Origin of the sequence: Brevibacterium sp. RIT 803 (assembly GCF_016892625.1) — a bacterium.
Lineage (GTDB): Bacteria > Actinomycetota > Actinomycetes > Actinomycetales > Brevibacteriaceae > Brevibacterium.
On the sequence record NZ_JAFEMW010000005.1, the window covers coordinates 174,489 to 197,975 of the forward strand.

24 protein-coding genes and 1 pseudogene are annotated in these 23,487 nt (G+C 60.6%); 11 read left to right on the forward strand and 14 right to left on the reverse strand.

All coding sequences use genetic code 11. The features are described from left to right. Positions 1–2: 2 nt before the first annotated feature. The 3 genes from JTF07_RS16385 (at position 3) to fdxA (ending at position 2,103) form a co-directional block, all read left to right on the forward strand. Positions 3–668, forward strand: coding sequence for an NAD(P)H-dependent oxidoreductase (locus tag JTF07_RS16385; protein ID WP_204235292.1), 666 nt, complete (start codon positions 3–5; stop codon positions 666–668). 174 nt (positions 669–842) lie between these two features. Continuing rightward, positions 843–1,748, forward strand: a complete 906-nt coding sequence (locus JTF07_RS16390) for an alpha/beta fold hydrolase (protein WP_204235293.1) — start codon at positions 843–845, stop codon at positions 1,746–1,748. A 34-nt stretch (positions 1,749–1,782) separates the two neighbouring features. After that, positions 1,783–2,103 carry a ferredoxin gene (gene fdxA / locus JTF07_RS16395; protein WP_204235294.1) on the forward strand — a complete coding sequence of 107 codons (321 nt, stop codon included), beginning with the start codon at positions 1,783–1,785 and terminating at the stop codon, positions 2,101–2,103. A 33-nt stretch (positions 2,104–2,136) separates the two neighbouring features. On the opposite strand, the gene JTF07_RS16400 is transcribed toward fdxA, so the two are convergent. Continuing rightward, on the reverse strand, positions 2,137–2,640 hold the full coding sequence (locus JTF07_RS16400) for an SRPBCC family protein (RefSeq protein ID WP_204235295.1): 504 nt from the start codon (positions 2,638–2,640) through the stop codon (positions 2,137–2,139). Between the two features lie 120 nt (positions 2,641–2,760). Here JTF07_RS16400 and JTF07_RS16405 point away from each other — a divergent pair, with 120 nt between their 5' ends. Continuing rightward, positions 2,761–3,258, forward strand: coding sequence for a GNAT family N-acetyltransferase (locus tag JTF07_RS16405; protein WP_204235296.1), 498 nt, complete (start codon positions 2,761–2,763; stop codon positions 3,256–3,258). Positions 3,259–3,301: 43 nt separating this feature from the next. Here the strand turns inward: JTF07_RS16405 and JTF07_RS16410 are convergent, their stop codons facing one another. From JTF07_RS16410 to JTF07_RS16420, 3 genes are all read right to left on the reverse strand, one after another. Beyond that, entirely contained in the window at positions 3,302–4,219 is a 918-nt protein-coding gene (locus tag JTF07_RS16410; RefSeq protein ID WP_204235297.1) for a LysR family transcriptional regulator, read from the reverse strand. A 117-nt stretch (positions 4,220–4,336) separates the two neighbouring features. Then, complete coding sequence (locus tag JTF07_RS16415) at positions 4,337–4,870, reverse strand: GNAT family N-acetyltransferase (protein ID WP_204235298.1); 534 nt, start codon at positions 4,868–4,870, stop codon at positions 4,337–4,339. Positions 4,871–4,909: 39 nt separating this feature from the next. Then, positions 4,910–5,473, reverse strand: coding sequence for a dihydrofolate reductase family protein (locus JTF07_RS16420; protein ID WP_204235299.1), 564 nt, complete (start codon positions 5,471–5,473; stop codon positions 4,910–4,912). Between the two features lie 363 nt (positions 5,474–5,836). On the opposite strand from JTF07_RS16420, the gene JTF07_RS16425 reads away from it, so the two are divergent. From JTF07_RS16425 to JTF07_RS20445, 4 genes and pseudogenes are all read left to right on the forward strand, one after another. Next, positions 5,837–7,297: an aldehyde dehydrogenase family protein gene (locus JTF07_RS16425; RefSeq protein ID WP_204235300.1), complete on the forward strand. Its 1,461-nt coding sequence runs from the start codon at positions 5,837–5,839 to the stop codon at positions 7,295–7,297. 283 nt (positions 7,298–7,580) lie between these two features. Beyond that, positions 7,581–8,342: an SDR family NAD(P)-dependent oxidoreductase gene (locus tag JTF07_RS16430; RefSeq protein WP_204235301.1), complete on the forward strand. Its 762-nt coding sequence runs from the start codon at positions 7,581–7,583 to the stop codon at positions 8,340–8,342. A gap of 104 nt (positions 8,343–8,446) precedes the next feature. Then, positions 8,447–8,854, forward strand: a complete 408-nt coding sequence (locus tag JTF07_RS20440; RefSeq protein WP_252199879.1) for a helix-turn-helix domain-containing protein — start codon at positions 8,447–8,449, stop codon at positions 8,852–8,854. A 123-nt stretch (positions 8,855–8,977) separates the two neighbouring features. Next, a pseudogene (locus JTF07_RS20445) lies at positions 8,978–9,280 on the forward strand (MmyB family transcriptional regulator); the annotation flags it as partial. Positions 9,281–9,381: 101 nt separating this feature from the next. On the opposite strand, the gene JTF07_RS16440 reads toward JTF07_RS20445, so the two are convergent. From JTF07_RS16440 to JTF07_RS16450, 3 genes are all read right to left on the reverse strand, one after another. After that, positions 9,382–10,365, reverse strand: a complete 984-nt coding sequence (locus JTF07_RS16440) for an aldo/keto reductase (RefSeq protein WP_252199880.1) — start codon at positions 10,363–10,365, stop codon at positions 9,382–9,384. Next, a complete protein-coding gene (locus JTF07_RS16445; RefSeq protein ID WP_252199881.1) occupies positions 10,340–10,780 on the reverse strand; it encodes a MerR family transcriptional regulator in 441 nt (146 codons plus the stop codon). The genes JTF07_RS16440 and JTF07_RS16445 overlap by 26 nt, the downstream gene beginning before the upstream one ends. A 405-nt stretch (positions 10,781–11,185) precedes the next feature. Beyond that, a complete protein-coding gene (locus JTF07_RS16450; RefSeq protein ID WP_204235302.1) occupies positions 11,186–11,944 on the reverse strand; it encodes an SDR family NAD(P)-dependent oxidoreductase in 759 nt (252 codons plus the stop codon). A 153-nt stretch (positions 11,945–12,097) separates the two neighbouring features. Between JTF07_RS16450 and JTF07_RS16455 the strand changes: the two genes are divergently transcribed. Then, complete coding sequence (locus JTF07_RS16455) at positions 12,098–13,000, forward strand: helix-turn-helix transcriptional regulator (protein WP_204235303.1); 903 nt, start codon at positions 12,098–12,100, stop codon at positions 12,998–13,000. A gap of 373 nt (positions 13,001–13,373) precedes the next feature. Here the strand turns inward: JTF07_RS16455 and dnaB are convergent, their stop codons facing one another. The 4 genes from dnaB to JTF07_RS16475 all read right to left on the reverse strand — a co-directional run bounded on the left by dnaB (position 13,374) and on the right by JTF07_RS16475 (position 18,401). Continuing rightward, a complete protein-coding gene (gene dnaB, locus JTF07_RS16460) occupies positions 13,374–14,684 on the reverse strand; it encodes a replicative DNA helicase (RefSeq protein ID WP_050773361.1) in 1,311 nt (436 codons plus the stop codon). 174 nt (positions 14,685–14,858) lie between these two features. Beyond that, the gene (locus tag JTF07_RS16465) at positions 14,859–16,253 is read right to left on the reverse strand and encodes an FtsX-like permease family protein (protein ID WP_204235304.1); all 1,395 of its coding nucleotides are present in this window, start codon (positions 16,251–16,253) and stop codon (positions 14,859–14,861) included. Positions 16,254–16,266: 13 nt separating this feature from the next. Next, positions 16,267–17,637, reverse strand: a complete 1,371-nt coding sequence (locus JTF07_RS16470) for an FtsX-like permease family protein (RefSeq protein ID WP_204235305.1) — start codon at positions 17,635–17,637, stop codon at positions 16,267–16,269. Continuing rightward, positions 17,637–18,401, reverse strand: coding sequence for an ABC transporter ATP-binding protein (locus JTF07_RS16475; protein WP_204235306.1), 765 nt, complete (start codon positions 18,399–18,401; stop codon positions 17,637–17,639). Before JTF07_RS16475 ends, JTF07_RS16470 begins: the two co-directional genes overlap by 1 nt. 282 nt (positions 18,402–18,683) lie before the next feature. On the opposite strand from JTF07_RS16475, the gene JTF07_RS16480 reads away from it, so the two are divergent. After that, positions 18,684–19,094, forward strand: coding sequence for a VOC family protein (locus JTF07_RS16480; RefSeq protein ID WP_204235307.1), 411 nt, complete (start codon positions 18,684–18,686; stop codon positions 19,092–19,094). Here the strand turns inward: JTF07_RS16480 and JTF07_RS16485 are convergent. Further along, positions 19,085–19,648 (reverse strand): TetR/AcrR family transcriptional regulator, encoded by a 564-nt coding sequence (locus JTF07_RS16485; protein ID WP_204235308.1) that lies wholly within the window; start codon positions 19,646–19,648, stop codon positions 19,085–19,087. The two genes, JTF07_RS16480 and JTF07_RS16485, sit on opposite strands and share 10 nt — an antisense overlap. 177 nt (positions 19,649–19,825) lie before the next feature. Between JTF07_RS16485 and JTF07_RS16490 the strand changes: the two genes are divergently transcribed. Beyond that, positions 19,826–20,686, forward strand: a complete 861-nt coding sequence (locus tag JTF07_RS16490) for an SDR family oxidoreductase (protein WP_204235309.1) — start codon at positions 19,826–19,828, stop codon at positions 20,684–20,686. Positions 20,687–20,717: 31 nt separating this feature from the next. Here the strand turns inward: JTF07_RS16490 and JTF07_RS16495 are convergent, their stop codons facing one another. After that, positions 20,718–22,271, reverse strand: a complete 1,554-nt coding sequence (locus tag JTF07_RS16495) for an AMP-binding protein (protein ID WP_204235310.1) — start codon at positions 22,269–22,271, stop codon at positions 20,718–20,720. 40 nt (positions 22,272–22,311) lie between these two features. Continuing rightward, positions 22,312–23,445 (reverse strand): DUF5938 domain-containing protein, encoded by a 1,134-nt coding sequence (locus tag JTF07_RS16500; RefSeq protein ID WP_204235311.1) that lies wholly within the window; start codon positions 23,443–23,445, stop codon positions 22,312–22,314. Positions 23,446–23,487 lie beyond the last annotated feature (42 nt).

A 23,487-nucleotide genomic window follows, 5' to 3' on the forward strand; every position in this document is an offset into this window, starting at 1 on the left:
CAATGCATCTCGTCACCGTATACGCGCATCCAGTACCAGGTGCGTTCACTGCCAGCATCCTCGAATCATTCGAGCAGGCATTTAAAGAAGCCGGTCACACCGTGGACCGGATTGATCTGCACGCCGAAAGATTCGACCCCCGATTCACCGTCGAAGACCACGAACACTACTACGGCGGACCCGTGCCTCCCGGTATTGGCGAAATGCACCGACGCGTCGAGAAGGCCGACCGGCTGGCATTCGTCTTCCCCATTTACTGGTGGGGCCTGCCAGCGATGATGCGTGGCTGGATCGAACGCGTGTTCACTGGTGGATGGGCATTTGGTGAAGATGCCATGGACTATGCCACCCAGGACCAGCCAGACCCACTCCTGCCGAGCATACCGACCATGCTGCTGGCAACTGGCGCCACCGCACAGCCGACTTACTCCAAGTATGGGTACGACGAAGCAATGTACACGCAACTCGATGTGGGTACATTCGCCTACTGCGGACTGACGGACGTTGAAAGCCATTTCATCTACGACGTCGAGGGTGATGCAATCACCCGTGAACAGGGTCTTTGTGAAGTTCCGGCATTCGCACGCCAGTTCATGTCCAATGAACGGGAAGTACGCAATGTGAAGGACGATCATCTGGCTCGACGCTTCAGAATTGCTTCCCGGTGAATGAGTCTGAAGACTGAGGTGAGTTCGAACTCGATAAGTTCGGAGCGCAGCCGCCTGATCACGCAATCGATCGCTCGTGGGGTGGGTTGACACCGCAAGCCATAGCGCGTGGCCATGCTCGCAGATACGCACGCCGCCCTGGCAGGGAGATGGAGGCGGCCTTAGAATTGCAAGATGCCGCAAGTTCTCTCCGTGAGTCGTTCGTCCGGACGATCATTGACCGGCCTCATCTATGGTCCTGAAGAAGGGACGCCGGTCCTGTTCATCGCCGGGGCGGGAACCGGCAAGTCCATGGTGTTCGGTGAAGATCTGCTCGATACCCGCGGTATTCGACTGATCACGATGGATCGTCCCGGCATGGGCGGTTCGGACCCCGATCGCACACGCACGCCGGCTTCGACAGCAGCCGACTATTACTACTTCGTTGCTGCCGCGCTCGACGTGGCCAACCCCAGCGTTCCCATCATTGCAAACTCGCAAGGTGCGCTGTTCGGTCTCGCTGCGGCCGCCCAGGGTTGGGCACAGACTCTTGTCTTAGTCTCACCAGCAGACGAAGTAGCCAACCCGTCAGTGCGCCAGTTGCTCCCCGAGACCGCACGCGCTCTACCCGATCTCGTGCAGAGCGCACCGGCCGTCGCTCAGGATCTCCTGAGGTCCTTCACGCCCAATGCCATGCTCACCATGGTCCTCGACGGGTCCGATGCACACGATCGCGCCGTCTACATGACTCCCACCTTCGATGCCCTTTACCGGACTGCTCTTGCAGAGGGCTTCGTTGGAGATGGCAGCGGGTACGTCGCGGACACGATGATGGCGGCTGCGCGCTGGCCCATCGATCTGGCCGCGATCACAGTTCCTGTCACCGTACTGTTCGGAGTCCGCGATCAGGTGCACTCGCCCGATCACGGCGCACTCCTCACATCCCGGTTCCCGCACGCGCGACGAAGAGTGATAGACGAAGCTGGCGGCGCGCTTCTCTGGACCCATGCCGAGCTAGTGTTCGATACGGCGCTCAGGCAATCCGACGCTCGTGAGCAACACGCCTCAGACAGGGGTGTCCCTGACAAAGCACCCAGTTGACCTCGGGTTCAGGCTCTCGGGCTACCGTGGGGGCATGACATACGTGATCGCTCGGCCTTGTGTTGACGTCAAGGATCGATCCTGTGTGGACGAATGCCCTGTGGACTGCATCTACGAAGGGGATCGGATGCTCTATATCCACCCCGACGAATGCATTGACTGCGGGGCCTGCGAACCAGTCTGTCCTGTGGAGGCGATCTTCTACGAAGACGACACTCCTGAGGAATGGTCCGCCTACTACCAGGCGAATGTCGAGTTCTTCGATGACATCGGTTCGCCGGGCGGGGCCGCCGTCCACGGGGTGATTCCTAAGGACCACCCGATCATTGCCTCGTTGCCGCCGCAGAATCAGTAAGCGGTCGACAGGATCTGACAAGGTCCCGAGTCATCAGGTCCTCTGTTCGAACTCATCCTTCATCGCAGTCAGCGTTCTGTGGATGTTCAACCGCTGAAAGTCGGCAAAGGTGGTGCCTCCGGTGACGACACGATCGAATGCCACTGCCACCCAGTTCGGCCATGTGATGCGGTCATCGTTCCAGGTTTCGGTGACACATGTCTTTCCCCCAACTTCTTCAAAGGTGTAGGACCAGGTGGCGTTGTTGCCTGTGAGAGTCGGCGAGCGCGGTCCGATCTTGCGCACGGTGAACGCGAATCGAGAACCTGGAACCGAGTCGATGACGACGCATTCGGTCACCCAGGTGGCTCGACCACGACGGTTGGTGCCGTCGAAGACCTCACCCACGCGCAGCGGTCGTGGTCCTACCGATGTGCTGGCTCCCGTGTTCTCTGAACTCCACCGAGGCATCTGCGTCGGATCTGCGACCTGCTCCCAAATGGCGTCGGCACCGCAGTTGATCACGATGCTGTCGCTGACCTGCATGGTGCGTTTCATCGAGTTCCCTTCATCCGTCATGCTCAGCCTAAGCTGTCGATCGCCTGGCCTGCACCACGCTGTTACCCAGTCGGCTATCACGACCCGTGGGTTCTTCGGACGACGCGTAGTGTGAAGAGCATGACTCCGAACGAGACACGGCGCTTGAGACTCCGTGAGATGTCACCGGAGGATCTCGACGACATGGCGGACCTCCTCGGCGATCCCCGGGTCATGGAGTACTACCCGCGCCCGAAGAATCGCACTGAAGCCGCTGGGTGGATCGATTGGAACGTGCACAACTATGCCGAGTACTGTCACGGGCTCTGGGCCATAGAGACCCATGCCGGCGAATTCATCGGAGACTGCGGCCTGACCTGGCAGAAGGTCGATGGGACACCCGCCCTGGAACTCGGATACCACGTGAAGAGTTCAGCCCAGAAGTTCGGCTATGCCACCGAGGCGGCCGTTGCCTGTCGCGACTACGCCGGTTCACATGCGCTGGCGTCTCGTTTGGTCTCGATCATCCACCAGGACAACAGACCCTCCCAGCGGGTGGCTGAGAAGGTCGGCATGAGACTCGATCGAGCACTGCGCCATGCATCGCCGGCCCACCTCGTCTTTGCCATGGACCTGTGAGGATTCGGGTTCCACAGCATCCCGGTGGAATTGACCCGAGATATCACGCTGACGTCGGTTGAGTGCCGCGTTCTCCCAGAAGAGCCTTCTCATGAGCAACCGTCTGATCCCGCAGGGCCTGGACGACGGCGGCAACGGCGGGGCGGCGCATCGAGTCTGGCCGCAGGACCATCCAATAGGGAAGCCGTTCCGACAGGGTCTCCGGCATGAGTCGGACCAGGTCGGCATGCAGGTCACCCATGAAACAGGGCAGGAAGCCGATGCCGGCACTGGCGCGGGTGGCTTCCACATGGACGAACACATTGGTCGAGGACAATCCGTCCTTCATCGTGGGAACCAGCCGACGCGGGGCGTCGAGATCGTCGACTTGGAGCATGGAGTCCACGAAGTAGACCAATCGATGGTCAACCAGTTCCTCGACCGTTGCCGGTGTGCCATGTTCAGCCAGATAGTCCCTTGAGGCGTACATGCCTAACTCGTAGTCACCGAGTTTGAACGCTTGAGCACGATGCACCTGCGGCTCACCCACGACGACTTCGATATCCAAGCCAGATCGCTGCTGCAGAGCTTGGCGGGTCACTGTCACGATCTCCACGCTGAGTCCGGGATGTCGACTCCGCAGTTTTGCCACGGCCGGGGCCGCCACATAGGCGCTGAAGCCGTCCGTGGCAGTCATTCGGACCACTCCGGTGATCGGGTCGGGGGCACGGCCCGGTTCGCCGAGGCTGCGCACCGCATCCTCCACCTGTTCCGCCACCCGCACTGCCTCTTCACCCAATTCGGTGAGTTCCCAACCGCCGGATGCTCGAGACAGAACACGTCCGCCCAAGGCCTTCTCCAGAGCCGCGATGCGACGCGAGATGGTCGTGTGGTTCAGCCCCAACGTCGCCGCCGCAGTCGTGAACTTCGCTGATCGGGAAACCGTGAGCAGCACAAGCAGATCGTTCGGCTTCATGTCCATATCTGCAATATTGGGCAGAGAGGACTCCGAAATGGGGCGAAGAGCCGCAACGTCTGTGCATGAATGCTCACCATCCGCGCAGAACGATCGGACTCAACTGTTCAGAATCGGTACTGTTCAGAATCGGTCAAAGGGACCTGCGTACTGGAATGTTCCGCCCTGACCGTCATAGTCCGAGAGTGTGCGGATCTGGAAGTAGTCGCCCCACTCGGATTCCGGTGAGGAGACTGCCGTCCCCGAGGCTGGGACGAAACCGAAGCGCGCGTAGTAGGCAGGTTCTCCGAGCAGGCCGACGACTGTCTCACCTCGTGCATCTGCAGCACCGAGCACCGCATGCATCAGCGCGGAACCGACGCCCCTTCCCTGCTGCCCCGGCTGGACACTGACCGGTCCGATGCCAAGAGCTGGGGAGGAATCGACGTGAGCACGCGTGGCCACAACGTGCCCGATGATCTCGTCTTCTTCGACGGCGACGAGAGAGAACTCAGGGATCCACGCGGCGTCGTCTCGAAGCCATGAGATCAGCGTCGCTTCCCCAGGATCTCCTCCCGGCTCCACCGGCGGAGCACTGTGCTCTGCACCGCGAAATGCGGCCGCAGCGACGGCGCGGATCGCTTCGATATCGCCTGAACGTTCTCGTCTCATCAGCATGAAAGTCAGACTACCGTGCACCGATGAGCACTCGGGCACTCAACGCCTTGTCTCGTATCGCGTCAGGAGAACACCGTTGGGAAACGACTGCGTCCCCACCAGATTCACGTTCACCCACCTGTCCAGGTGTGTGAAGAACGGCGTACCGCCGCCCACCAGTACGGGGTAGGTGAGAAGAATGTATTCATCGATCAGTCCGGCCCGCATGGCCGCGGAAGCGAGCGTGGCGCCGACGATGTCCATGGGACCACCATCGTCTGACTTGAGTCGAGTGATCTCAGCGGCGGCATCACCGGAGAACAGTCGTGCGTTCCAGTCGACCGCGGTGATCGTCGAGGAGAACACCACCTTCGGCATGTCCAGCCACCTGCGCGCATACTCAGATTCTGCTGGTGTGACCCCCGGCTGCTGGGCTGCGATCGGCCAGTGGGAACTCATTGCCTCCCACAGTCGCCGACCGTACAGAGCCAGCTCAGTCGCACCCACCCGATCGGACCACCACTGGAACACCTCGTCGTTCGGCGTAGTCCAGCCAAGATCATCTCCGGGAGCGGCGACGTAGCCGTCCAGGCTCACATTCATCGCAAAGGTCAGTTTCCGCATGACATCGGCTCCTTTCAAGTCGGCAGCCGTTGGTGCAGAAGAGTCTACTGCGGCATATTGACGAAGCGGGACTTCGCGCCCTGGAATGCCGACTACGCAGCGATCGCTGGCCAATCCTGAACGCGTCTCTACCGAATTCGAGGTTCGAGGCGTCAATCTTCCGGTTCTGCATGAACGCAGGCGAAAAGTCTGACTAGAGACTCCTACTAAAGGTAGACATCAACAGATTGCAACCACATAGCAGGTACCGCGACTGCTGGCTTGGCGACACCTGGGTCTGGCCGTACCTGCGCTCGGAGTGCCTTATAGGTGATGGTTCTCATGCCCTTCCGGTGCTGAACTTAGTACACGGCCAGCAGGCCCGTGCTGCGCCACGACAACCACGTTCATCGATCAGCCCTGGCCGAACTGGGGCAGGCACTTCTATTGAACGCCCAGATGTCGTTCTATCGAAAGGTAATCTCAATGCTTGCTTCCAGCGAAGTAGATCGCTTATTCCATGGACTTCGCTCCCAGCGCCGCGCGATGCGTCATACCTCAGCCCGAGAGCGAATCACCCGGCTGGAACGATTACGGGCCGAGCTCGTCGCCCGACAAGAAGACATTGGTCAGGCGATTCACACCGATCTCGGGCGCCCCGCCGAGGATCGTTTCGAAGTCGAGATGCTTTTCAAGAACATCGATACTGCTCGAGAGGAGCTGGCCGGGTGGATGAAGCCACAACCGATCGAGAAGTCGGTGTCGGCTCCGGCCGAGCGCGTTTTCGTCACGTACGAGCCCCGTGGGGTCGTCCTGTTGTTCTCGACATGGAACTTCCCCCTGAGTCTGTTCTTCTCTCCGCTGATCCAGGCAGTCAGCGCAGGGAACGTGGTGTTGGCCAAGCCGAACACATCGGCACCCGCTGTAGGGGATGTGATTGAAAAGATCATCCACGCCGTCTTCGACGAGCGAGAGGTGGCCATAGTAAACGCCGAAGAGGTCACCACCCCCGACGGCGTTCGCGACGCGAACGACGTGCTCCTTGACCTCCCGGTCGATCACATCTTCCTGACTGGCAGTCCGCGAGTCGGCAAAATCGTCGTTGAGAAGGCCGCTCAGCACCTATCCTCTTTCACTTTGGAGTTGGGCGGCAAGAACCCGGCGATCATCGACCAGACGGCAGATCTCGGCAGTGTCGCCGACATGTTCGTCCCGGGCAAGGTCTTCAACCAGGGTCAGAATTGCCTCGCCGTCGACTACGCTTGGGTGCCCCAGGCCCACCGCGACGAGCTGGTCGAGAAATTCGCTGCCGCAGTGAAGAAGAACTATTATTCCGACGACCGTTTCCAGTGGGAACGCGACGCCCGGTTCGTCAACCGCCGTAACTTCGACCGCGTAAAGAGCTACCTCGACGAGGCGGTCGCCGGCGGCGCGAAGGTCGCCTTCGGTGGCGGAAGCGATCCGGAGAACCTCGTGATCGAGCCGACCGTCCTCATCGACGTACCCGCCGACGCAAAGATCCTCCACGAGGAGATCTTTGGACCGATCCTGCCCGTTCTGACATACACAGACGAGGAGCAGGTCTTCGACCACGTAGAGGCGGCAGGCAAACCGCTCGCAGTGTCCATCTATTCCCGCGATCAGGCGTTCATTGACCGTGTCCTCGAAAATACCGTGTCCGGCGGCGTGAGCATCAACGCCAGCAACCAACATTGGTTCGAAGATAACCTCCCTTTCGGCGGCGTCAACATGTCCGGCTACGGCGCTTACCACGGCATCTGGGGGTTTCGCGAGCTATCGCACGCACGAGCCGTCTTCCACATGCCTGCCGAACCGCAGCAGTAGTGACCAACAGGCCTATCCACCCCGTTTCAAGAAGTATGCATCTGGTTCAAAGCGTTCTGCCTACGGTGTGAGCTTGGTCGACACCCCTGCGGCCGACTGATTCCTTCTCGTGGAGAGGTCGGCGCCGCGACGCGGGCCCCGTGGAATTGAATGGAGGGATCAATCATCCCGGATCAATGGTTCCTTCACGACGCTCCCAGAGTGCTAGAGACTTGAGTTCAAGCTGTCGACTCAGGGGCGACCTTAGACGTATATCGATAGTTGCTTGACAGGAGAAGTATTTATGAAAGAACAGAGAATCGCTCTCGTAACTGGCGGAAACCGAGGGTTGGGTAGGGCTAGTGTCCTCAAACTCGCCGAGAATGGAATCGACGTTATCTTCACTTACCGCTCGAATAGGGACGAGGCCTTCAAGGTTGCCGAGACGGTAGCGGCGCAAGGACGTATCGGTGTGCCGTTGGAACTTGACGTCGAGGGCTTCGGTGACTTCCCGGTGTTTGCAGAGATGGTTCGAGACGCACTCAGCAGCAGGTGGAATCGTGACACTTTCGACTTCCTTATCAATAACGCTGGCTCCGCAGAAAACACCCCTGTGGGGGCGACAACACCAGATGCTGTCGACTTTCTGGTCGATGTGCATTTCAAGGGTGTCGTGCTCCTGACACAAGCGCTCTTGCCGCAGCTGGCTGATGGAGGCCGAATTGTGAACCTGTCGACTTCGCTGACTCGACACGTGAGCCCGGGCTCCTCAGTTTATGCATCGGTTAAGGGTGCCGTTGAGGTTTACAGTAAATACTTGGCCAGTGAGCTGGGACAGCGTGGCATCAGAGTCAACAGCGTGGCCCCTGGACCGATCGGCACGGATTTTAGTGGCGGGGCACTGCGTGACGACGCGGCACTGCGCGAGGTGCTGGCGGGACAAGCGGCATTGGGAGGAGTCGGCGAGCCAGATGATGTCGGCGGCGTAATCGCCGCGTTATGTGGACCGGATACCGGGTGGATGACAGCACAGCGAGTCGAGGTCTCCGGAGGCATGAACCTCTGAAATCGTAGACGCGCCCACACCCGAATTGATCGGTGACCTGACCCTGCGTACTCGCACACAGTAGGCGGTGAGTTCTTTCGTGCCACTGTGGAATATTGAATTTCATGGATCGGGAGCAACTAGCGCATTTCCTACGTACTCGTCGAGAGGCGCTTCAGCCCGAGGAAGTTGGCCTCGTCCGTGGCACTTATCGGCGCGTGCGTGGGCTACGGCGCGAGAAAATTGCTTACCTGAGTGGCATGTCTGCCGACTACTACACCCGGATCGAACAGCAACGGGGCCCAGCTCCCTCCGGGCCCGTGGTGGCTCGACTTGCAAAGGCGTTGCGCCTGAGTTGGGAAGAGCGCGAGCATCTTCTGCGTCTGTCCGGCCGAGCAGCCTCACGCGGGCCAGCAAGTCGTCACGGTGTCTCACCAGGAATGATGCGACTTTTTGATCACCTGAGGAACACGCCAGCACAAATAGTTACTCCCACGATGGAGACTCTCGCTCAAACTGACGCTTCCGTTTAACTCGTCGGAGACGAGACACGTCACACCGGATATGAGCGCAGTCTCGGTTACCGGTGGTTTACCGATCCGAGTGTGCGGCGCCTGTACCCGGAGGCAGACTATGTCTGACACAGCCGAGCCTTCACTGCGCAACTGCGTGCTGTGCACTCGTTACAGGGCGCCGATTCCGAAGCTGGCCACCTCGTGCAGATTATCGCCGAGCGCAGTTCGGAGTTTGCTCATTTGTGGAATCGCCACGAGATCACGGTCAATTACGACGGCTACCACAAGCCGATTTACCACCACGAGCTGGGACGGATCGACCTGTACTGCCAAATTTTGTTCGACTCTGACAAATCCCAGGCACTCCTGACCTACACCGCTTTGCCCGGAACGGCGAGCTCCGACGTATTAGAGCGGATGCACCACAACACCCGATCACGCTGATCCCCAGTGCTGTAGTGCATCCGCATTTGGACGCCTGGCATCCTGCAAATTGAGTGGTTCGATGGAGCCTCATATCGGATGCTTCCATCGTCCCGTCGAGGTTAGCGGTCCGTGCCTGCTGGAGCGTCAATGCCGTCGCGGGACCCAGCGATTTCGGTGTCCGGAACGGCCTCGACCAGCGCGCGACGCTGGTCCTTGGTCAATTGGACCTCGACCGCGGCCGCATTCTCGTCGAGCCGTGTTCGCCGTCGCGTTCCGGGAATCGGCACCACGCCTTCCGCTAGAACCCAGGCCAGCGCGATTTGGGCGGTGGTGGCATCGAGATCAGCGGCTATCCGCTCGACCCGCTCAACGAGACGTCGATTCGCCGCGAATGCGTCGGGTTGAAAACGTGGGAGCCCGCGGCGGGCATCGTTGGGTGAGAGGTCATCGAGGCTTCGCACGCCCTCAGAGAGAACACCGCGGCCCAGCGGGGAAAATGCCACGAAGCCGATTCCCAACTCATCCGCGACGGCCTTCTCGCCGTTGGACACGATGTCGCGAGAGAACAGTGAGAACTCCGACTGAACGGCCGCGATGGGGTGGACTACGTGTGCGCGGCGAAGCGTGGGTGCTGCTACCTCGGACAGGCCAATGTGTCGGACCTTTCCTGCTGTTACCAATTCTCCCAGGGCCCCGACGCTTTCCTCGATCGGGACGGCGGGGTCTACTCGGTGCAGGTAATACAGATCGATGGTGTCGATGCCGAGGTGGCGCAACGACCGGTCACAGGCACGGCGGATGTACTCCGCAGAGCCGTTTCGGCTACGTACAGTACCGTCGTCGTCAGTCTCTGTAGAGGCTTTGGTCGCGATGGTGATCTCATCGCGGCGGCCGGCGAGAGCTCGCCCGATGAGTTGTTCGTTGGTAAACGGGCCGTACGCTTCCGCCGTGTCGATGAAAGTGACGCCGATGTCAACGGCGTGTTGCAGTGTCGCGATGGACTCCTGTTCATCGCTGGGGCCGTGGAAGGCGTTCATGCCCATCGCGCCGAGACCGATGGCGGAGACGGTCAACCCGTCACCGAGGGTACGTTGTTGCATCATCAGAAGTCCTTTCCTGGACGATCGCGCGATAGGTCGCGATCTTCTGTTCGATGGCAGCGAGATGCCGCCGTGTGCGTGCGAGATCGGCAAGAACCCGTTGGCGGTGCTCCTCGAACACCGCCAGACGTGCAGCTTCTGTACCGGGCTGTCGGCTGATTTCAGCGATTTTCCGGATGTCAGCGATAGTCATTCCCGTTGCGCGCAGCATGATCAGGCCGCCCAGCCAATCAAGATCGGCCTGCCGGTACCTACGCTGACCGGAGGCGTTTCGAGGCGTCGGATCCAACATCAGTCCAGCACGGTCGTAATACCGCAGGGTCTCCATCGGCAATCCAAGAGCGGCAGCTGCTTGTCCGATCGTCAGGCCATCCGATGACATCTCGGCATCAATTTGAGGAAGTGGAAGATCACGCATGTCCTCATCCTCACCCCCGGAGCGTGCTCCGGGTCAAACTTGCTGTGGTCGTCACTGAGCAGACGTTACCGCGAGACACCTGACAGGCCCTGCCCGGGAAAGTAAGAAATTGACAAGGCAACGGGATCCTTCAAGCATTATGGCTCCATACGTGACGAGCATCGGAGAAATACTTCCCTCTTCCTTCATTCCCAGATCGCACCAGACTCATCCTGATCTCATCGCGATGTCGAAGAACCCACCCTTCTTGATACACGCGTGGCTAGCACCCCTTCATGCTGGAGGCCGGCCACACGTTCGCTGTTCTCAGTTGACGGTACATAAGAGTTCGAACTCTTCGGCCAGTCACTGGTCACCGAGGTATCGAAATGAAGTTCCCCGCAGCTTACAGAGGGCGGACAGCCCTTAAGCTTGTTCGCTGGGGCGGATCACGATCTCATTGACCGCGACATGACGAGGGTTCTGCACGATGTAACTCACGGCCTCAGCAATATCGTCTGGCTGGAGATAATCGATCTGACCGAACATGGCTGTGAAGCCCTCGGCGGAGCCCTCACGATGGTCGAAGAGCTCTGTGTCAACACGACCAGGCTCGATCACCGACACTCGTAGATGACGTTGCGCGAATTCCTGACGGAGCGCCTCGGAGAATGCGGTCACGGCGAATTTTGAGGCGTTGTAACCAGCAGTGCTCGCGGCTGCGAAACGCCCAGCTACCGAGGAAATGTTGACCAGGTCCGCGATCCTCCGTGGGCTGTCTTCGGCTGCAGCCACCAGGTGTGTAAGCGCGGGTTTGGTGACATTCATCAAGCCATGAAGGTTGATGTCGACCATCCGCTCCCAATCTCTAAGGGTCAGCTCCTCGGTCGGACCGTTGAGCATGAGGCCAGCTGCATTCACGACGGTATCCAAACGCCCGAATTCCTCCACAGTTCGGTCGATGGCGGCCTCAGCGGCTGCAGCATCAGTGAGATCGGCGGTAATCTTCAACACTGTGCCGCCGTCTGTGCGGACCCTGGCCGCCAACTTCTCAAGCCGGTCGTCGCGGCGTGCGACGACCGCCACGCTTGCGCCGGCGGAGGACAATCGCAGCGCGGTAGCGCGACCGATGCCACTGGATGCACCGGTAATGAGTGCGACTGTACCGTTCAAGTTCTCTGCCATGGGATAGTCCCTCCATATATCTGTTCGTTTGCTCCTCCATGACACCATCAGAGAAGCCGATTGCGACTGAGTTAGTGCGCCTCCCAGCAGCTAGTAGTCACAGTGCCCGCTAAGGTCTCCCCAAATGTGGTTCGCATAATAGACAATTGCCCCATGGATTCTTCTACGTCGCTCGGTGAGTTTCTTCGCTCGCGTCGCGCACGCCTAGAGCCACACACAGTCGGGTTGCCACCCTCGCCAATCCCACGTCGCGGGAAGGGACTTCGCCGGGAGGAGGTGGCCACTCTCTCTGGTGTCAGCGTTGACTACTACGCGCGCCTCGAGCAGGGCAGGATCGGCAATGTCTCCGACCAAGTCCTTTCCGCCATCGAAGATGCCCTGCGCTTAGACCCTTTGGAGCGTGAACATCTTCGCGGCCTCGTGGGCACGACACCGGCCAAACCCCATCGGCGCGCACCAGCCAAGGCAAGGGTACGGGTGGGTTTGCGGACATACATCGACGCTATCGACCCCATCCCAGCGATGTTGCAGGGACCACGGATGGAGGTTCTTGCTTGGAACCGCGCCGCGACGATCTTGTTGGCTGATTTCGCCGCCATGCCTTCGGAAGATCGCAACATCGCTCGTTGGCTGTTCCTTGATCCGAGCAACCGGAGTCGTTACCCGGACTGGGAAGAGATCGCCGCCCCGACAGTCGCCGCATTGCGTGCCTTCCAGAACCCACACGTTCCAGACGAGGAACTTGAACGCCTCGTTGGCGAATTATCCGTGGCCAGTGAGGAGTTCGCCCGCTATTGGGCCGACTACCGGCTGTTTCAGCACACCCACGGCACCAAGCGCATCTTCCATCCGGCTGTCGGCGTGATGACTCTCAATTACGAGACCCTCCACATCCCCGACTCCGGCGGTCAGTTCATCTCTACCTATACCGCCGACGTCGGTTCTCCATCGGAGGAAATGCTGAGCATTCTGATGAGCTGGGGCGATGAGCAGCCAGTCGACTCCGCTGAATGGATGAGCGAGTCCACGAAAAATGAATCACCCCGCCGCGACTGACCACGATCTGATTTGGCGGGAATTCCAGGACCAAAGATCCCAACATCCGCTAACGCGATACATGAGATCTTTCTAGGCTTATCGCTGTGCATTTGGTTTGGAATCAGTTGAGTTCAGTTCTTGGTAAATCTGTCGTGCGAGATACTGATTGAGGCATTGACGCAATACTGAACATGCGGCGGAACCAGGTGCAACATCCGAGGCCGTCACAATCATTGATTCTGGCACCTCGAAAATTGCTGAGTGCAACTGTCGACTGGCAATGTGCACAGATGCTTCCGACTTTGCGCGAGAAGCACAGGTGTACTTTGCGCAAAACCGACTACGTAGCGATCGCGGGGCAATCGTGAACGCTTCTCCGCAGCAGAAGAGTCTACTGCGGCATGTTGACGAAGCGGGACTTCGCGCCCTGGAAGGCCACGGAGATGTCGGCTGTCGGACCCGCACGGTGTTTGGCGACGATGATGTCGGCCTCGCCGGCACGTTCGTGTTCCTTGTCGTACATGTCGTCACGGTGGATGAGCAGCACCATATCGGCGTCCTGCTCGATCGAACCGGACTCACGCAGGTCCGAGATCATCGGTCGCTTGTCAGTCCTCTGCTCGCTGCCACGGTTGAGCTGCGATAGGGCAATGACCGGGATCTCAAGCTCTTTGGCCAAGAGCTTGAGCGAACGTGAGAACTCGGAGACCTCCTGCTGACGCGATTCGACCTTCTTGCCGGAGCTCATCAGCTGCAGGTAGTCGACGCAGACCATCTTGAGATCGTGCTGCTGTTTCAGACGACGGCACTTGGCGCGGATCTCGGTGAGCGCCATGTTCGGGGAATCGTCGACGAACAGCGGGGCGTCGTTGATGCGCGACTCCGTCGCGGCCAGCGTCGTCCAGTCGTGAGGGGACAGTTCACCTCGGCGCAGGTTCTGGAGAGGAATCTCCGACTCCGCGGACAGCAGACGCATGACGAGTTCGTTCTTGCCCATCTCCAAGGAGAAGAAGACGGCGGCCTGGCCGTGGTGGATCGCCGCCGAGCGCATGAAGTCCAACGCCAGGGTGGACTTGCCGACACCGGGACGAGCCGCGATGACGATCATCGTGCCAGGGTGGAACCCGTTGGTCAGCGCATCGAATTCGGTGAATCCGGTCGGCACGCCGGCGGTCTGGCCGTCGGTGTCGCCATTGCGTTCGATCTCCTGAGCGACATCGCTGAGGATGTCAGAGAGGATCACATAATCCTCTGTGGTGTGACGCTCGGTGACCTGGTAGATCTCCGCCTGGGCCGAGTTCACGACCTCATCGGTGTCGCCTTCCGCGTCATAGCCCATCTGTACGATGCGAGTGCCGGCCTCGACAAGGCGGCGCAGGACGGCCTGCTCGCGCACGATCGCAGCATAGTAGCCGGCGTTGGCGGCAGTCGGAACGGAGGAGATGAGCGTATGCAGGTACGCTGCGCCACCGACTCGGGACAGGTCACCGGTCTTCGTGAGGTAGTTGGCCACCGTCACCGAATCCGCAGGCTCACCGCGCGAATACAGGTCGAGGACGGCCTCGTAGATAGTCTCGTGAGCAGGCTTGTAGAAGTCATCGCCGGTCATGGATTCGACGCAGTCGGCGATCGCATCCTTGGACAGAAGCATCGCACCGAGGACGCTCTGCTCGGCCTCGACGTCCTGCGGCGGGGTCCTCATCCCGTCAAACCCCTGATTGTTGCTCAATCGTCTTCCTCTTCCTCGAACCTTGCCGGCGGACACCCGCTTTCAACGCCCTCCAACTGTACCTGGATCGAGAAGCCGCAGACCCACCTCGGCGGGGATATCCGAGTGTGAGTACACGCTCACTCCGGCATGCTCACAACACCCTCCTCATGCCCGTGAACGGCCTGCGGTCGCCACGGTCACGAGGATCGGCTTCGCCAGCTGCAATCCCGATCTGATGATGAGGATACCGAGGACCACTGACGCAAGAATCGTTGAGAACGTGATCGGTTTGAGCACGAGCGCTGCCCCGGCCAAAGGCAGAACGAGAAGCAGACCGAGCCCGCCTGCCAGCAGCGACACCCAGATGACCGGCCCCAGAACTGCTCTCACCATGGCTTTGTGCATGGTCTCCGGATCCATTCCCGCGGCATAGAGATCTTGGAATGTGTCGGCTCGATCGTAGATGTCGGCGACCTGGTTGATCAGCGCGGATACGGCGATCAACAGGATCGAGATTCCCATCACCAGCATGACTCCGGTGAAGATGTCCTGCAGGAGGAACCGGTCGGCGTCGTGCATCCGGGCGCCCGGCTCATCCCCCGCGTCGAGGCCGAGCTGCATGAGCGAGATGCCGGTTCCGCCCACTGCGGCGACGAACGCAGTCATGGCCAACCCGGAGACTCTGCGCCAGAACCGCTTGGGTTCGTCGGAGACCAACCGCGCGGCGATGAGTCGTTCCGGGGTCTGCGCCCTATTCCCGCTCAGATGGGCAAACCACCTGATCAGAAGCCCGCCGAGGAGGTCGACCACGATCAGACCGAGGATGAAGGTTGCGATGACCGTAGAGAGGACGATTCCCAGACCGAGCCCTCCGCTCTTCGTCAGCATCACGACAACCGGCAGAGCCAGGATCACAAGGGACGCCAGAACCACCTGAACGACGGGGAACTTCCGTTCCAAGGCCTTGGTGCGCACACCCAGTGGTGAGATCGCGACCCTGCGCAGGCCCATCAGCGAGGCCGCGATGCACACGAGGATGAGGAACACGACCACCGAGGCCACCAACCAGGCGGGCATGAGCATGTTCGCGTATCCGATGGAATGTCCCATGAAGTGGATCAGGCTCACCGGCCAGGACAGGCCCAGGTAGCCGAGGACGCCGAGGACGATTCCGCAGATCGCCGGCACCAGCGGTTCGGCCACCGCGAGGGTGACGATGGACGAGCGCCTCGCCCCGAGCAGCGACAGCGTGGACAGCCGCTCATCCTGTCGCCGGGCGGACAGAGTCGCCGAAGCCGACGCCAGTGTGCTCGCGGGAATCACGAGCAGGATGGTCGCGAAGCTCGCGAGGAACTTGTACATGAAGTCCATCCCAGCCATACCCGGGTCCGGGCTGGGTGGGATCTGGAAGAACATCCAGGCTCCGGCAGCAACGGTGAGGAACAGGGAGGTACAGGCGAAGAACGCGCTCATCACCAGCAGCGAACTCGACGAGGTCAGCGTCTTGCGCCCCAGGACGAGGGGAACGACGCGGGTTGCTGTGGGCAGAACGGTGGGCATGTCGATCTCCTTCTCAGGCCGCAGCGTTCACAGCGGTCACGCTGCGCACGAGCGGACGGGTGAACTGCAGCCCCAGCCACACCATCGCCACGCCGCCGACGAGCACTGCTGCGACAACCCCAATGGTCAGCGGATCGCCGAGGTCACTGACCGAGGCCATGAGTCCGGCAAGCATTCCACCCAGTACCAGGGACACGAGGGTGACGAGGACGATGGGCGACATGACCGCGTTGACAGTGACTCGGTGCATCATCTTCTGCGTCATTCCCGCCGAGTGCAGCTCACGGTAGGTCGATGCCCGGTCGAGGATGTCTGCTGCCTGGTTGATCGTCGCGGAGATGACGATGAAGACGAAGGCGATAGCCAGGGTGAGGGTGAGTCCGGTGAAGATGTCATCGGCCATGTACTGGAAGGGGCCCATGATCGCCTTGTCCTCGGCGGTGAGATCTCCCTGATTCGCCCGCATCATCGCCGTGCCGGCACCACCGACGACCGCGATGAAGATGATCATCGCCAGACCTGCCACGCGACGCCAGTACTGTGCCGGTGCATCGGCGATCATCGACGCCGCGATCATCGACGTGGGTGTGCGGGCGATCCGGTGACTGAACCAGCCGTGGATGCGCATGACGAGAACACCGATGACGTTGATGAGCAGGAGCGCGATGCCGATCGTGATGATGCTCGCAATCGTATAGGTCATCCTCGGCTGGTCCCGGTTGAGGGAGAAGACGAGGGCGCCGATCATTCCGACCGCGAGCACGACCACGGAAATGATGCGAGCCACGGGGAACTTCCTGGCCAAGGACCTGGTCCGCACGCCCAACGGCGAAACCGTGATCCTGCGCAGGCCGAGCAGTGCGGAGATGAGGCAGACGAACAGCAGTCCGATGACGACTGCGGCGAGCAGCCACGCCGGCATCATCAGTGCGGAGTACCCCAACGGTTCACCGGTGAAGACGAGGAGGCTGAGTGGGTAGGCGAGCAGGAAGTAGCCGACGATCCCGGCGATGATGCCGGTCGCGGCGGGGATGAAGGGTTCGGCGACCGCCAGCAGCCGGACAGTGCCGGGCCTCGCGCCCAGCAGGGAGAGTGTGGACAGGCGCTCATCCTGCCGCCGGGCACTCAACTTCGCCGAGGCGACCCCCAAGCTGATCGCGGGAACGACGAGGAAGACCGTGGCCAAGATCGCGAGCATGCGATAGAGGTCGGCCACCTCGGCGTATCCGGAGACATCGGGTCGGTCGTTGAATGCCCAGGCACCGCCGGCGACGGTGAGGAAGAGCGTCGAGCATGCGAAGAATGCGATGGCGACGAGCTTCGAAGTCGACGAGGTGAAAGATTTCTTGGTCAGTACGACGGGAAGGATATTCATGGTCGGCATCACCGGTTGTTCTGAACGTACTGGCTGCTCTGCACGAGCTGGTCGTTCCCCATAGGCTGGTTCGCGGAGTCGGAGACGATCCGACCGTCTGCAAGGCGGACGATGCGCGAGCAGCGAGCGGCCACCGTCTCATCGTGGGTGACCACGACCAGAGTGGAGCCCCGTCCGGTCGTGGATGCCAGGAGTTCGGAGAGCACCTCGCTGGAGGTGGAGGAGTCCAGGGCGCCGGTGGGTTCGTCGGCGAAGGTGACCACGGGCTGGGTGACCTGGGCGCGGGCGATGGCCACGCGCTGAGCCTGCCCGCCGGAGAGTTGTCCGATGCGTTTGTTCAGGTGCTCGGCCAGTCCCAGGCGCTGGAGCCACGCGCGGGCATGTTCGGTTGCATCGGTGCGCTTCAAGCCTGAGAGCATGGCGGCGAGCGCGACATTGTCAAGAGCGGTGAGTTCGGGCAGGAGCAGACCCTGCTGGAAGACAAAGCCGAAGACCTCGCGGCGCAGTGCAGTGCGGCCCTTCTCCTTCAGTGACGTGATCTCGGCGGCAGCGCTGCGGTCGGTGGGCAGGAGGCGGATATTTCCCTCATCAGGACGGATGATGCCGGCCAAGCAGTGCAGGAGGGTCGTCTTTCCGGAACCGGAGGGCCCCATGATGGCCAAAGATTCGCCGAGGCCGATGGTGAGGTCGACTCCGGCGAGCGCATAGGTCTGGTTGTAGTGCTTGGTCACGTTCGTTGATGTGATGATTGCGGGAAGCTGTGTGTTTGTCATGTCTCTATATTTTCGCAATCGGACTTGCCCGACTATGAAGACCTCCCACCACCTCGGCGAGGAAAACCCGACACTTGGGAGGGGGATTGCAGATCCGGCGAATCACTTGGTGATTGGCACGGGGCCGGACCCGCCGATAGACCAATCGGCGATCAGCCGCCTATTGTGAATGCGCAGCGGACGCCCGATAGCTCCGCTTCCAATGAACCACTTCGCGTGAACCACTCTGGGTGGACTCGCGACGAGGACGAACCAAGACACGTCTACTACTGAGGAGTCATCATGAAGGCACAGTGGATCAGCATTCCGGTCGACGATCAGGCTCGTGCTCTGAAGTTCTACACGGATCGGCTCGGCTTCATTCCAAAGGTCGATGTGCCGGTCGGCGAGGACTTCCGCTGGCTGACAGTCGTCTCACCAGAGGATCCCGATGGCGTGGAAGTCGTCCTCGAACCCAAGGGACACCCCGCCGCGAACGACTTCACTTCTGCGCTGAAGGCAGACGGAATCCCCATCAACCAGTTCTCCGTCGACGACGTCCAAGCAGAATACGATCGACTCACCGCGCTCGGCGTGACCTTCACTCAGGAACCGACGACCATGGGCCCGGTCACCACGGCGGTTCTCGACGACACGGTCGGCAACCTCATCCAGCTCATCCACCAAGAAGAGGGCGAGGGGCCTCAGCTCTGAAGTGAGCGGCAGATTCCGTCGAGAACAAATCCGGTTCGTCGATCGTAGGCCGCTCTGGAAGGGCGAACCCCGTACTTGAGTGCAAGTGAGTTGTCGACGGCCATCGCTTGAAAGTCATCCGGCGTGACCTCTTCGGCCAAGGCGTTGGCCGCATGCCCATCCTGCACAAGCTCCTCGTGGAAGCTTCCCCCAAGGTGACAGAGCTCCATGAGTGGACCCGAGGCAGGAAACGCCCGCAGGAGAACATCGTTGACCGCCGGCAGTCGGTATTGAAGGTCGCGGATGGCACCGACGTAGAATCGAATCCGCTCACTGATACCGGAAACTGAGCGGGCGTCATCGATCACGGACTTCAGCCCAGTCGCGACAACCTCGTCGATGACGGAATCGATCAGTCCGATCCGCCCGCCGAACCTATTGAAGATCGTCGCCTTGCTCACCTGGGCGGCAGCGGCAACGTTCTCCAGAGGTGCCGAAAGTCCCTCGACGCGAAACACCTCGATTGCGGCAGCGCGGATCCTCTCGACATTACGGCGGGCATCAGTGCGCAACATCGGCCCAGAATTCCTATCAGCCACCCTCAGCTCTTCCCTGTTCTCTCCATAACTTGACTCTACTGGTCACTTTACCGCAGGATGGATGTCGGCACTAAGTTGACCATTCCAGTCAACTTGAAAGGGGTGCCTCCATCAGCACCGGTCTCGGACCGGCTTCAGCGAAAGGTCGCCGTAATGATCATCGTGACCGGAGCAACGGGCGCTCTCAACGGATTAACTGTGGAACATCTCCTCAACCGGATTCCGCCGAGTGACATCGGCGTCAGCGTCCGCGATCCTAAACGCGCGCAGCATCTGGCTGACAGAGGAGTCCGCGTCAGACAAGGAAGCTACGACGAGCCGGCCGCGCTCCGCGATTCGTTCGCCGATGCCGAGCAGGTGCTGCTGGTCTCATCGAGCGACGTCACCGCGGACGTCAACTCTCAGCACAGGACCGCCATCGACGCCGCAGTCGAGGCCGGGGCCAAACGGATCCTCTACACCAGCGCTCACGGAACAGGCTTCAATACGCCCTATCCCCCGCTGGCAATCAACGCTGCTGCGGAGCAGTACCTCGCCGAGTCTGGCGTGGCATGGACGGCTCTGCGCAACGGCTTTTATGGTCACCTCGAGCAGCTCCTCGGACCATGGCAGGCAACGGGCACGATCGCCAAGCCGGCCGATGGCCCCTTCGCATGGGTCGATCGACGCGACGCCGGCGAAGCGGCCGCGACGATCCTCACCAGCGCTGAGGCGTTCGAGGGCCCAGTCAATCTCACTCCGGCTTCTCCGGTGACTCTCACCGACTTCGCTGCACAGGCTTCCGAACTGTCGGGCCGCCCCGTCGAACGTATCGTTGTCGATGACGAGGAATGGGTTGCTGGTGAGATTGCCGACGGGGTACCCGAGTCGGCAGCACGCTTCACTTTGGCAATGTTCCAAGCAACGCGAAGCAACCACTTCGCTCAACCCGACCACACGCTGTCTCGCCTTCTCGGACGGGAGCCCCGCAGCATCGCTGACCAGCTCGCGGACCAGCCCGTGCGCGCCGTGTGATCCTCCACGAGAACGCAGTGCTCCGCGCGGTTCAGGAACTCGAAACGGCAGTTTCGCTTTTGAGAAGCTCGTCACGGATTTCGACCTTGAGGACCTTGCCTACCTTGGATCGGGGCAGATCGTTCCAAGCATCGATGCGTTTCGGTGTTTTGATGCTTCCGACCAGTCCTTTCACATGGACCCGCAGTTCATCCATGGTCACCTCACCGCCTCGGCGAAGTTGGACGACAGCGGTGACCATCTCACCCCAATGCTCGTCCGGAAGCCCGATGACAGCGCAGTCCTGCACATCAGGATGGGAGAGCAGTGCCTGTTCCACCTCGGTGGAATAGACGTTGAAACCTCCGGTGATGATCATGTCCTTGGCTCGATCGACGACGTAGAGGAGATTCTCCTCGTCGAGGTAGCCGATGTCGCCGGTGTGATGCCAGCCGAATCGCGTCGCCTCCTCGGTCGCCTCGGGATTCTTGTAGTAGCCCTCCATGACGAGAGATCCGCGCACGACGATCTCGCCGCGTTCTCCTCTGGGGAGGATCTCGCCGTCGGAAGACATCACCTCCACCGTGCACAGAGGGGAAGGTCTGCCCGCCGAACTCAGGCGGTTCTTAGCCAATGTTCCGTCAGGCAGGAAATGATCCTCCGGTGCCAAGGTCGAAATCATCATGGGTGCCTCCGTCTGCCCGAACAGCTGCGCCATGACCGGGCCGATCCTTTCGATCGCCTCCTCCAAACGCACAGGCGACATGGGCGCAGCCCCGTACCACAGGCACTCGAGAGAACTGAGATCGGTGGTCTCCAGCCCCGCCTCGGCGAGGATCATGTATACGATCGTCGGGGGCAGGAACGAGTGAGTCACCCCATGCTCTTCGACATTGATCAGGAACTGCCCGACGTCGGCACCGCGCATGATGACTATCTCACCGCCGAGGGAGAGGATCGGAAAGCACAGGACCCCGGCAGCGTGTGTCAGCGGTGCCATCGCCAGGTACACGGGCTTCTTCCTGAACGGATAAGACATCAAGGTGAGCGCGGTCATCGTTTCGAGATTTTGATTCGATAACATCACCCCCTTGGGCCGTCCGGTCGTGCCCCCGGTGCCGACGACCATCGCCAGATCGCCCACAGGTGCGCCCGAAGCTTGCCGGTCCCCGCCAGCTTCGAGGAACGCTCCCCAGCTGACCACCCCTCCGGGCTCGGCATCCAGGCATACCCAGGTATGGACCATGGGCAGATCGCCTCGAATACGGTCGACGAGTTCCGTGTAGGCATTCGCGAAGATCACGACCTTGCAGTCAGAGAGCTCCAGCAACTCGCGATTCTCCTGAGCTTCGTTGCGAGGGTTGATCGGACACCAGACGGCTCCGATCCGGCTGATTCCGAAGACACAGGTGAAAGCTGTCGGATCATTGCCTGAGATGATGGCGACCTTGTCTCCCGGCTTGACCCGCCTGGCTGCGAGTCCGGCAGCGATCTCACGCGAGGTGGCCTGCACCTGTGCGTAGCTCAGGGTGTCGCCATCGGTCGTCAAGCATGGTGCCTTCGGGTCGATGGAAGCACCCTTGTCGAGATAGTCGAAAAGTCTCATGATCGTCGTTCCTTCAATCCTGTGTCTTCGGTTCTGAATCTCAGTCCTGTACGGTCAGCACGGGCTTGGCAACCAGCCCGAACTCCCGCAGGACGCCCAGCAGCTCCTGATGGCCAAGTGCCTGGCATCCGGAGGCGAACCCCACCCGCCGAGGTGCCTGCTGGGTCAGGTGGTAGGCGAAGTAGGCCTGCAGCAGTCCGGTCTGCTGATAATTGCTGTTTCCGTGGATGACACAATGTGCCCGCCCCAGAGGTCCACTGGCGTGGACCGAGTCGAGTGACTTGTTCACCAACGGGTTCTCCCTCGGCGGCATCTCGCTCATCACCTGGGCAGCAGTCTCGATGAGCACCTTGTCGCGGTCTTCATCTGACATGTCCTTGGTCTGTTCGAGCGCATTGGCCACAATGACCGGAACACCCCGCATCAGGGGCGTATTGAACACGCCACCTTGAGCCTTCACATTGGCAACGCGAGGGTCGTTCTTGAACCAGACCGGGTGGCTGGTTCCGCCCCAGGGCAGGGACTGCGCCAGTTCGTGCTGGCCGGGAACGACAAGTGGAACCAGCCCCTCATTCGGATCGAATTCGGTGTACGCATTGCGTTCGAGGTAGTACGCCTTCGAGGTCGCGGCATTGACGAGGATCGTCTGCGTCGAGGCGATCGTCGGGCTTCCACCCCAGAACACGGCGATGTCCAAGGTGTCGAGTCCAGGTTTCTCAAGACACAGGTTCGCTGCGATCTCGCCGATTGTGTACATCTGAGCGAGACCAGGTGAGAGGAGCAGCCCCTTGGCGGCGTATTTCTCTCCGAACTGCGTCTCACAGGTGAGCAGCCAATCCTGCTCACCGGAGGTATCCGTGTAATGAGCTCCTGCGGCCAGTGCCGCCTCGACGACGGTGGGACTGTACTTGGTGAAGGGACCCACCGTGTTGAGCACAACGCTGGCTCCGCTGAAGAGCTCAGTCAGTGCCTCGACGGTGTGATCGACGGCTCGGACCTCATAATCGGCGGTCTCGATCCCAGGGACGTTGGACTGCATCGACTTCCGAACACGGTCCTCGTTGCGGCCGGCTGCCACGAAAGGCACACCGTACTGGCGAAGGTATTCGCAGATGATGCGGCCCGTATATCCGCTGGCTCCGTATACGACGACGGGCTTGTTCTGCTCAGGCATAATTTTCTCCTACTCGTGAATGGCGTTCAGGTGCACATGGGT

Coding starts and splice junctions, on each gene's coding strand:
- JTF07_RS16385 (WP_204235292.1), top strand. CDS start 3: ATGCATCTCGTCACCGTATACGCGCATCCAGTACCAGGTGCGTTCACT.
- JTF07_RS16390 (WP_204235293.1), top strand. CDS start 843: ATGCCGCAAGTTCTCTCCGTGAGTCGTTCGTCCGGACGATCATTGACC.
- fdxA (WP_204235294.1), top strand. CDS start 1,783: ATGACATACGTGATCGCTCGGCCTTGTGTTGACGTCAAGGATCGATCC.
- JTF07_RS16400 (WP_204235295.1), bottom strand. CDS start 2,640: ATGAAACGCACCATGCAGGTCAGCGACAGCATCGTGATCAACTGCGGT.
- JTF07_RS16405 (WP_204235296.1), top strand. CDS start 2,761: ATGACTCCGAACGAGACACGGCGCTTGAGACTCCGTGAGATGTCACCG.
- JTF07_RS16410 (WP_204235297.1), bottom strand. CDS start 4,219: ATGGACATGAAGCCGAACGATCTGCTTGTGCTGCTCACGGTTTCCCGA.
- JTF07_RS16415 (WP_204235298.1), bottom strand. CDS start 4,870: ATGCTGATGAGACGAGAACGTTCAGGCGATATCGAAGCGATCCGCGCC.
- JTF07_RS16420 (WP_204235299.1), bottom strand. CDS start 5,473: ATGCGGAAACTGACCTTTGCGATGAATGTGAGCCTGGACGGCTACGTC.
- JTF07_RS16430 (WP_204235301.1), top strand. CDS start 7,581: ATGAAAGAACAGAGAATCGCTCTCGTAACTGGCGGAAACCGAGGGTTG.
- JTF07_RS20440 (WP_252199879.1), top strand. CDS start 8,447: ATGGATCGGGAGCAACTAGCGCATTTCCTACGTACTCGTCGAGAGGCG.
- JTF07_RS16440 (WP_252199880.1), bottom strand. CDS start 10,365: ATGATGCAACAACGTACCCTCGGTGACGGGTTGACCGTCTCCGCCATC.
- JTF07_RS16445 (WP_252199881.1), bottom strand. CDS start 10,780: ATGCGTGATCTTCCACTTCCTCAAATTGATGCCGAGATGTCATCGGAT.
- JTF07_RS16450 (WP_204235302.1), bottom strand. CDS start 11,944: ATGGCAGAGAACTTGAACGGTACAGTCGCACTCATTACCGGTGCATCC.
- JTF07_RS16455 (WP_204235303.1), top strand. CDS start 12,098: ATGGATTCTTCTACGTCGCTCGGTGAGTTTCTTCGCTCGCGTCGCGCA.
- dnaB (WP_050773361.1), bottom strand. CDS start 14,684: ATGAGGACCCCGCCGCAGGACGTCGAGGCCGAGCAGAGCGTCCTCGGT.
- JTF07_RS16465 (WP_204235304.1), bottom strand. CDS start 16,253: ATGCCCACCGTTCTGCCCACAGCAACCCGCGTCGTTCCCCTCGTCCTG.
- JTF07_RS16470 (WP_204235305.1), bottom strand. CDS start 17,637: ATGCCGACCATGAATATCCTTCCCGTCGTACTGACCAAGAAATCTTTC.
- JTF07_RS16475 (WP_204235306.1), bottom strand. CDS start 18,401: ATGACAAACACACAGCTTCCCGCAATCATCACATCAACGAACGTGACC.
- JTF07_RS16480 (WP_204235307.1), top strand. CDS start 18,684: ATGAAGGCACAGTGGATCAGCATTCCGGTCGACGATCAGGCTCGTGCT.
- JTF07_RS16485 (WP_204235308.1), bottom strand. CDS start 19,648: ATGTTGCGCACTGATGCCCGCCGTAATGTCGAGAGGATCCGCGCTGCC.
- JTF07_RS16490 (WP_204235309.1), top strand. CDS start 19,826: ATGATCATCGTGACCGGAGCAACGGGCGCTCTCAACGGATTAACTGTG.
- JTF07_RS16495 (WP_204235310.1), bottom strand. CDS start 22,271: ATGAGACTTTTCGACTATCTCGACAAGGGTGCTTCCATCGACCCGAAG.
- JTF07_RS16500 (WP_204235311.1), bottom strand. CDS start 23,445: ATGCCTGAGCAGAACAAGCCCGTCGTCGTATACGGAGCCAGCGGATAT.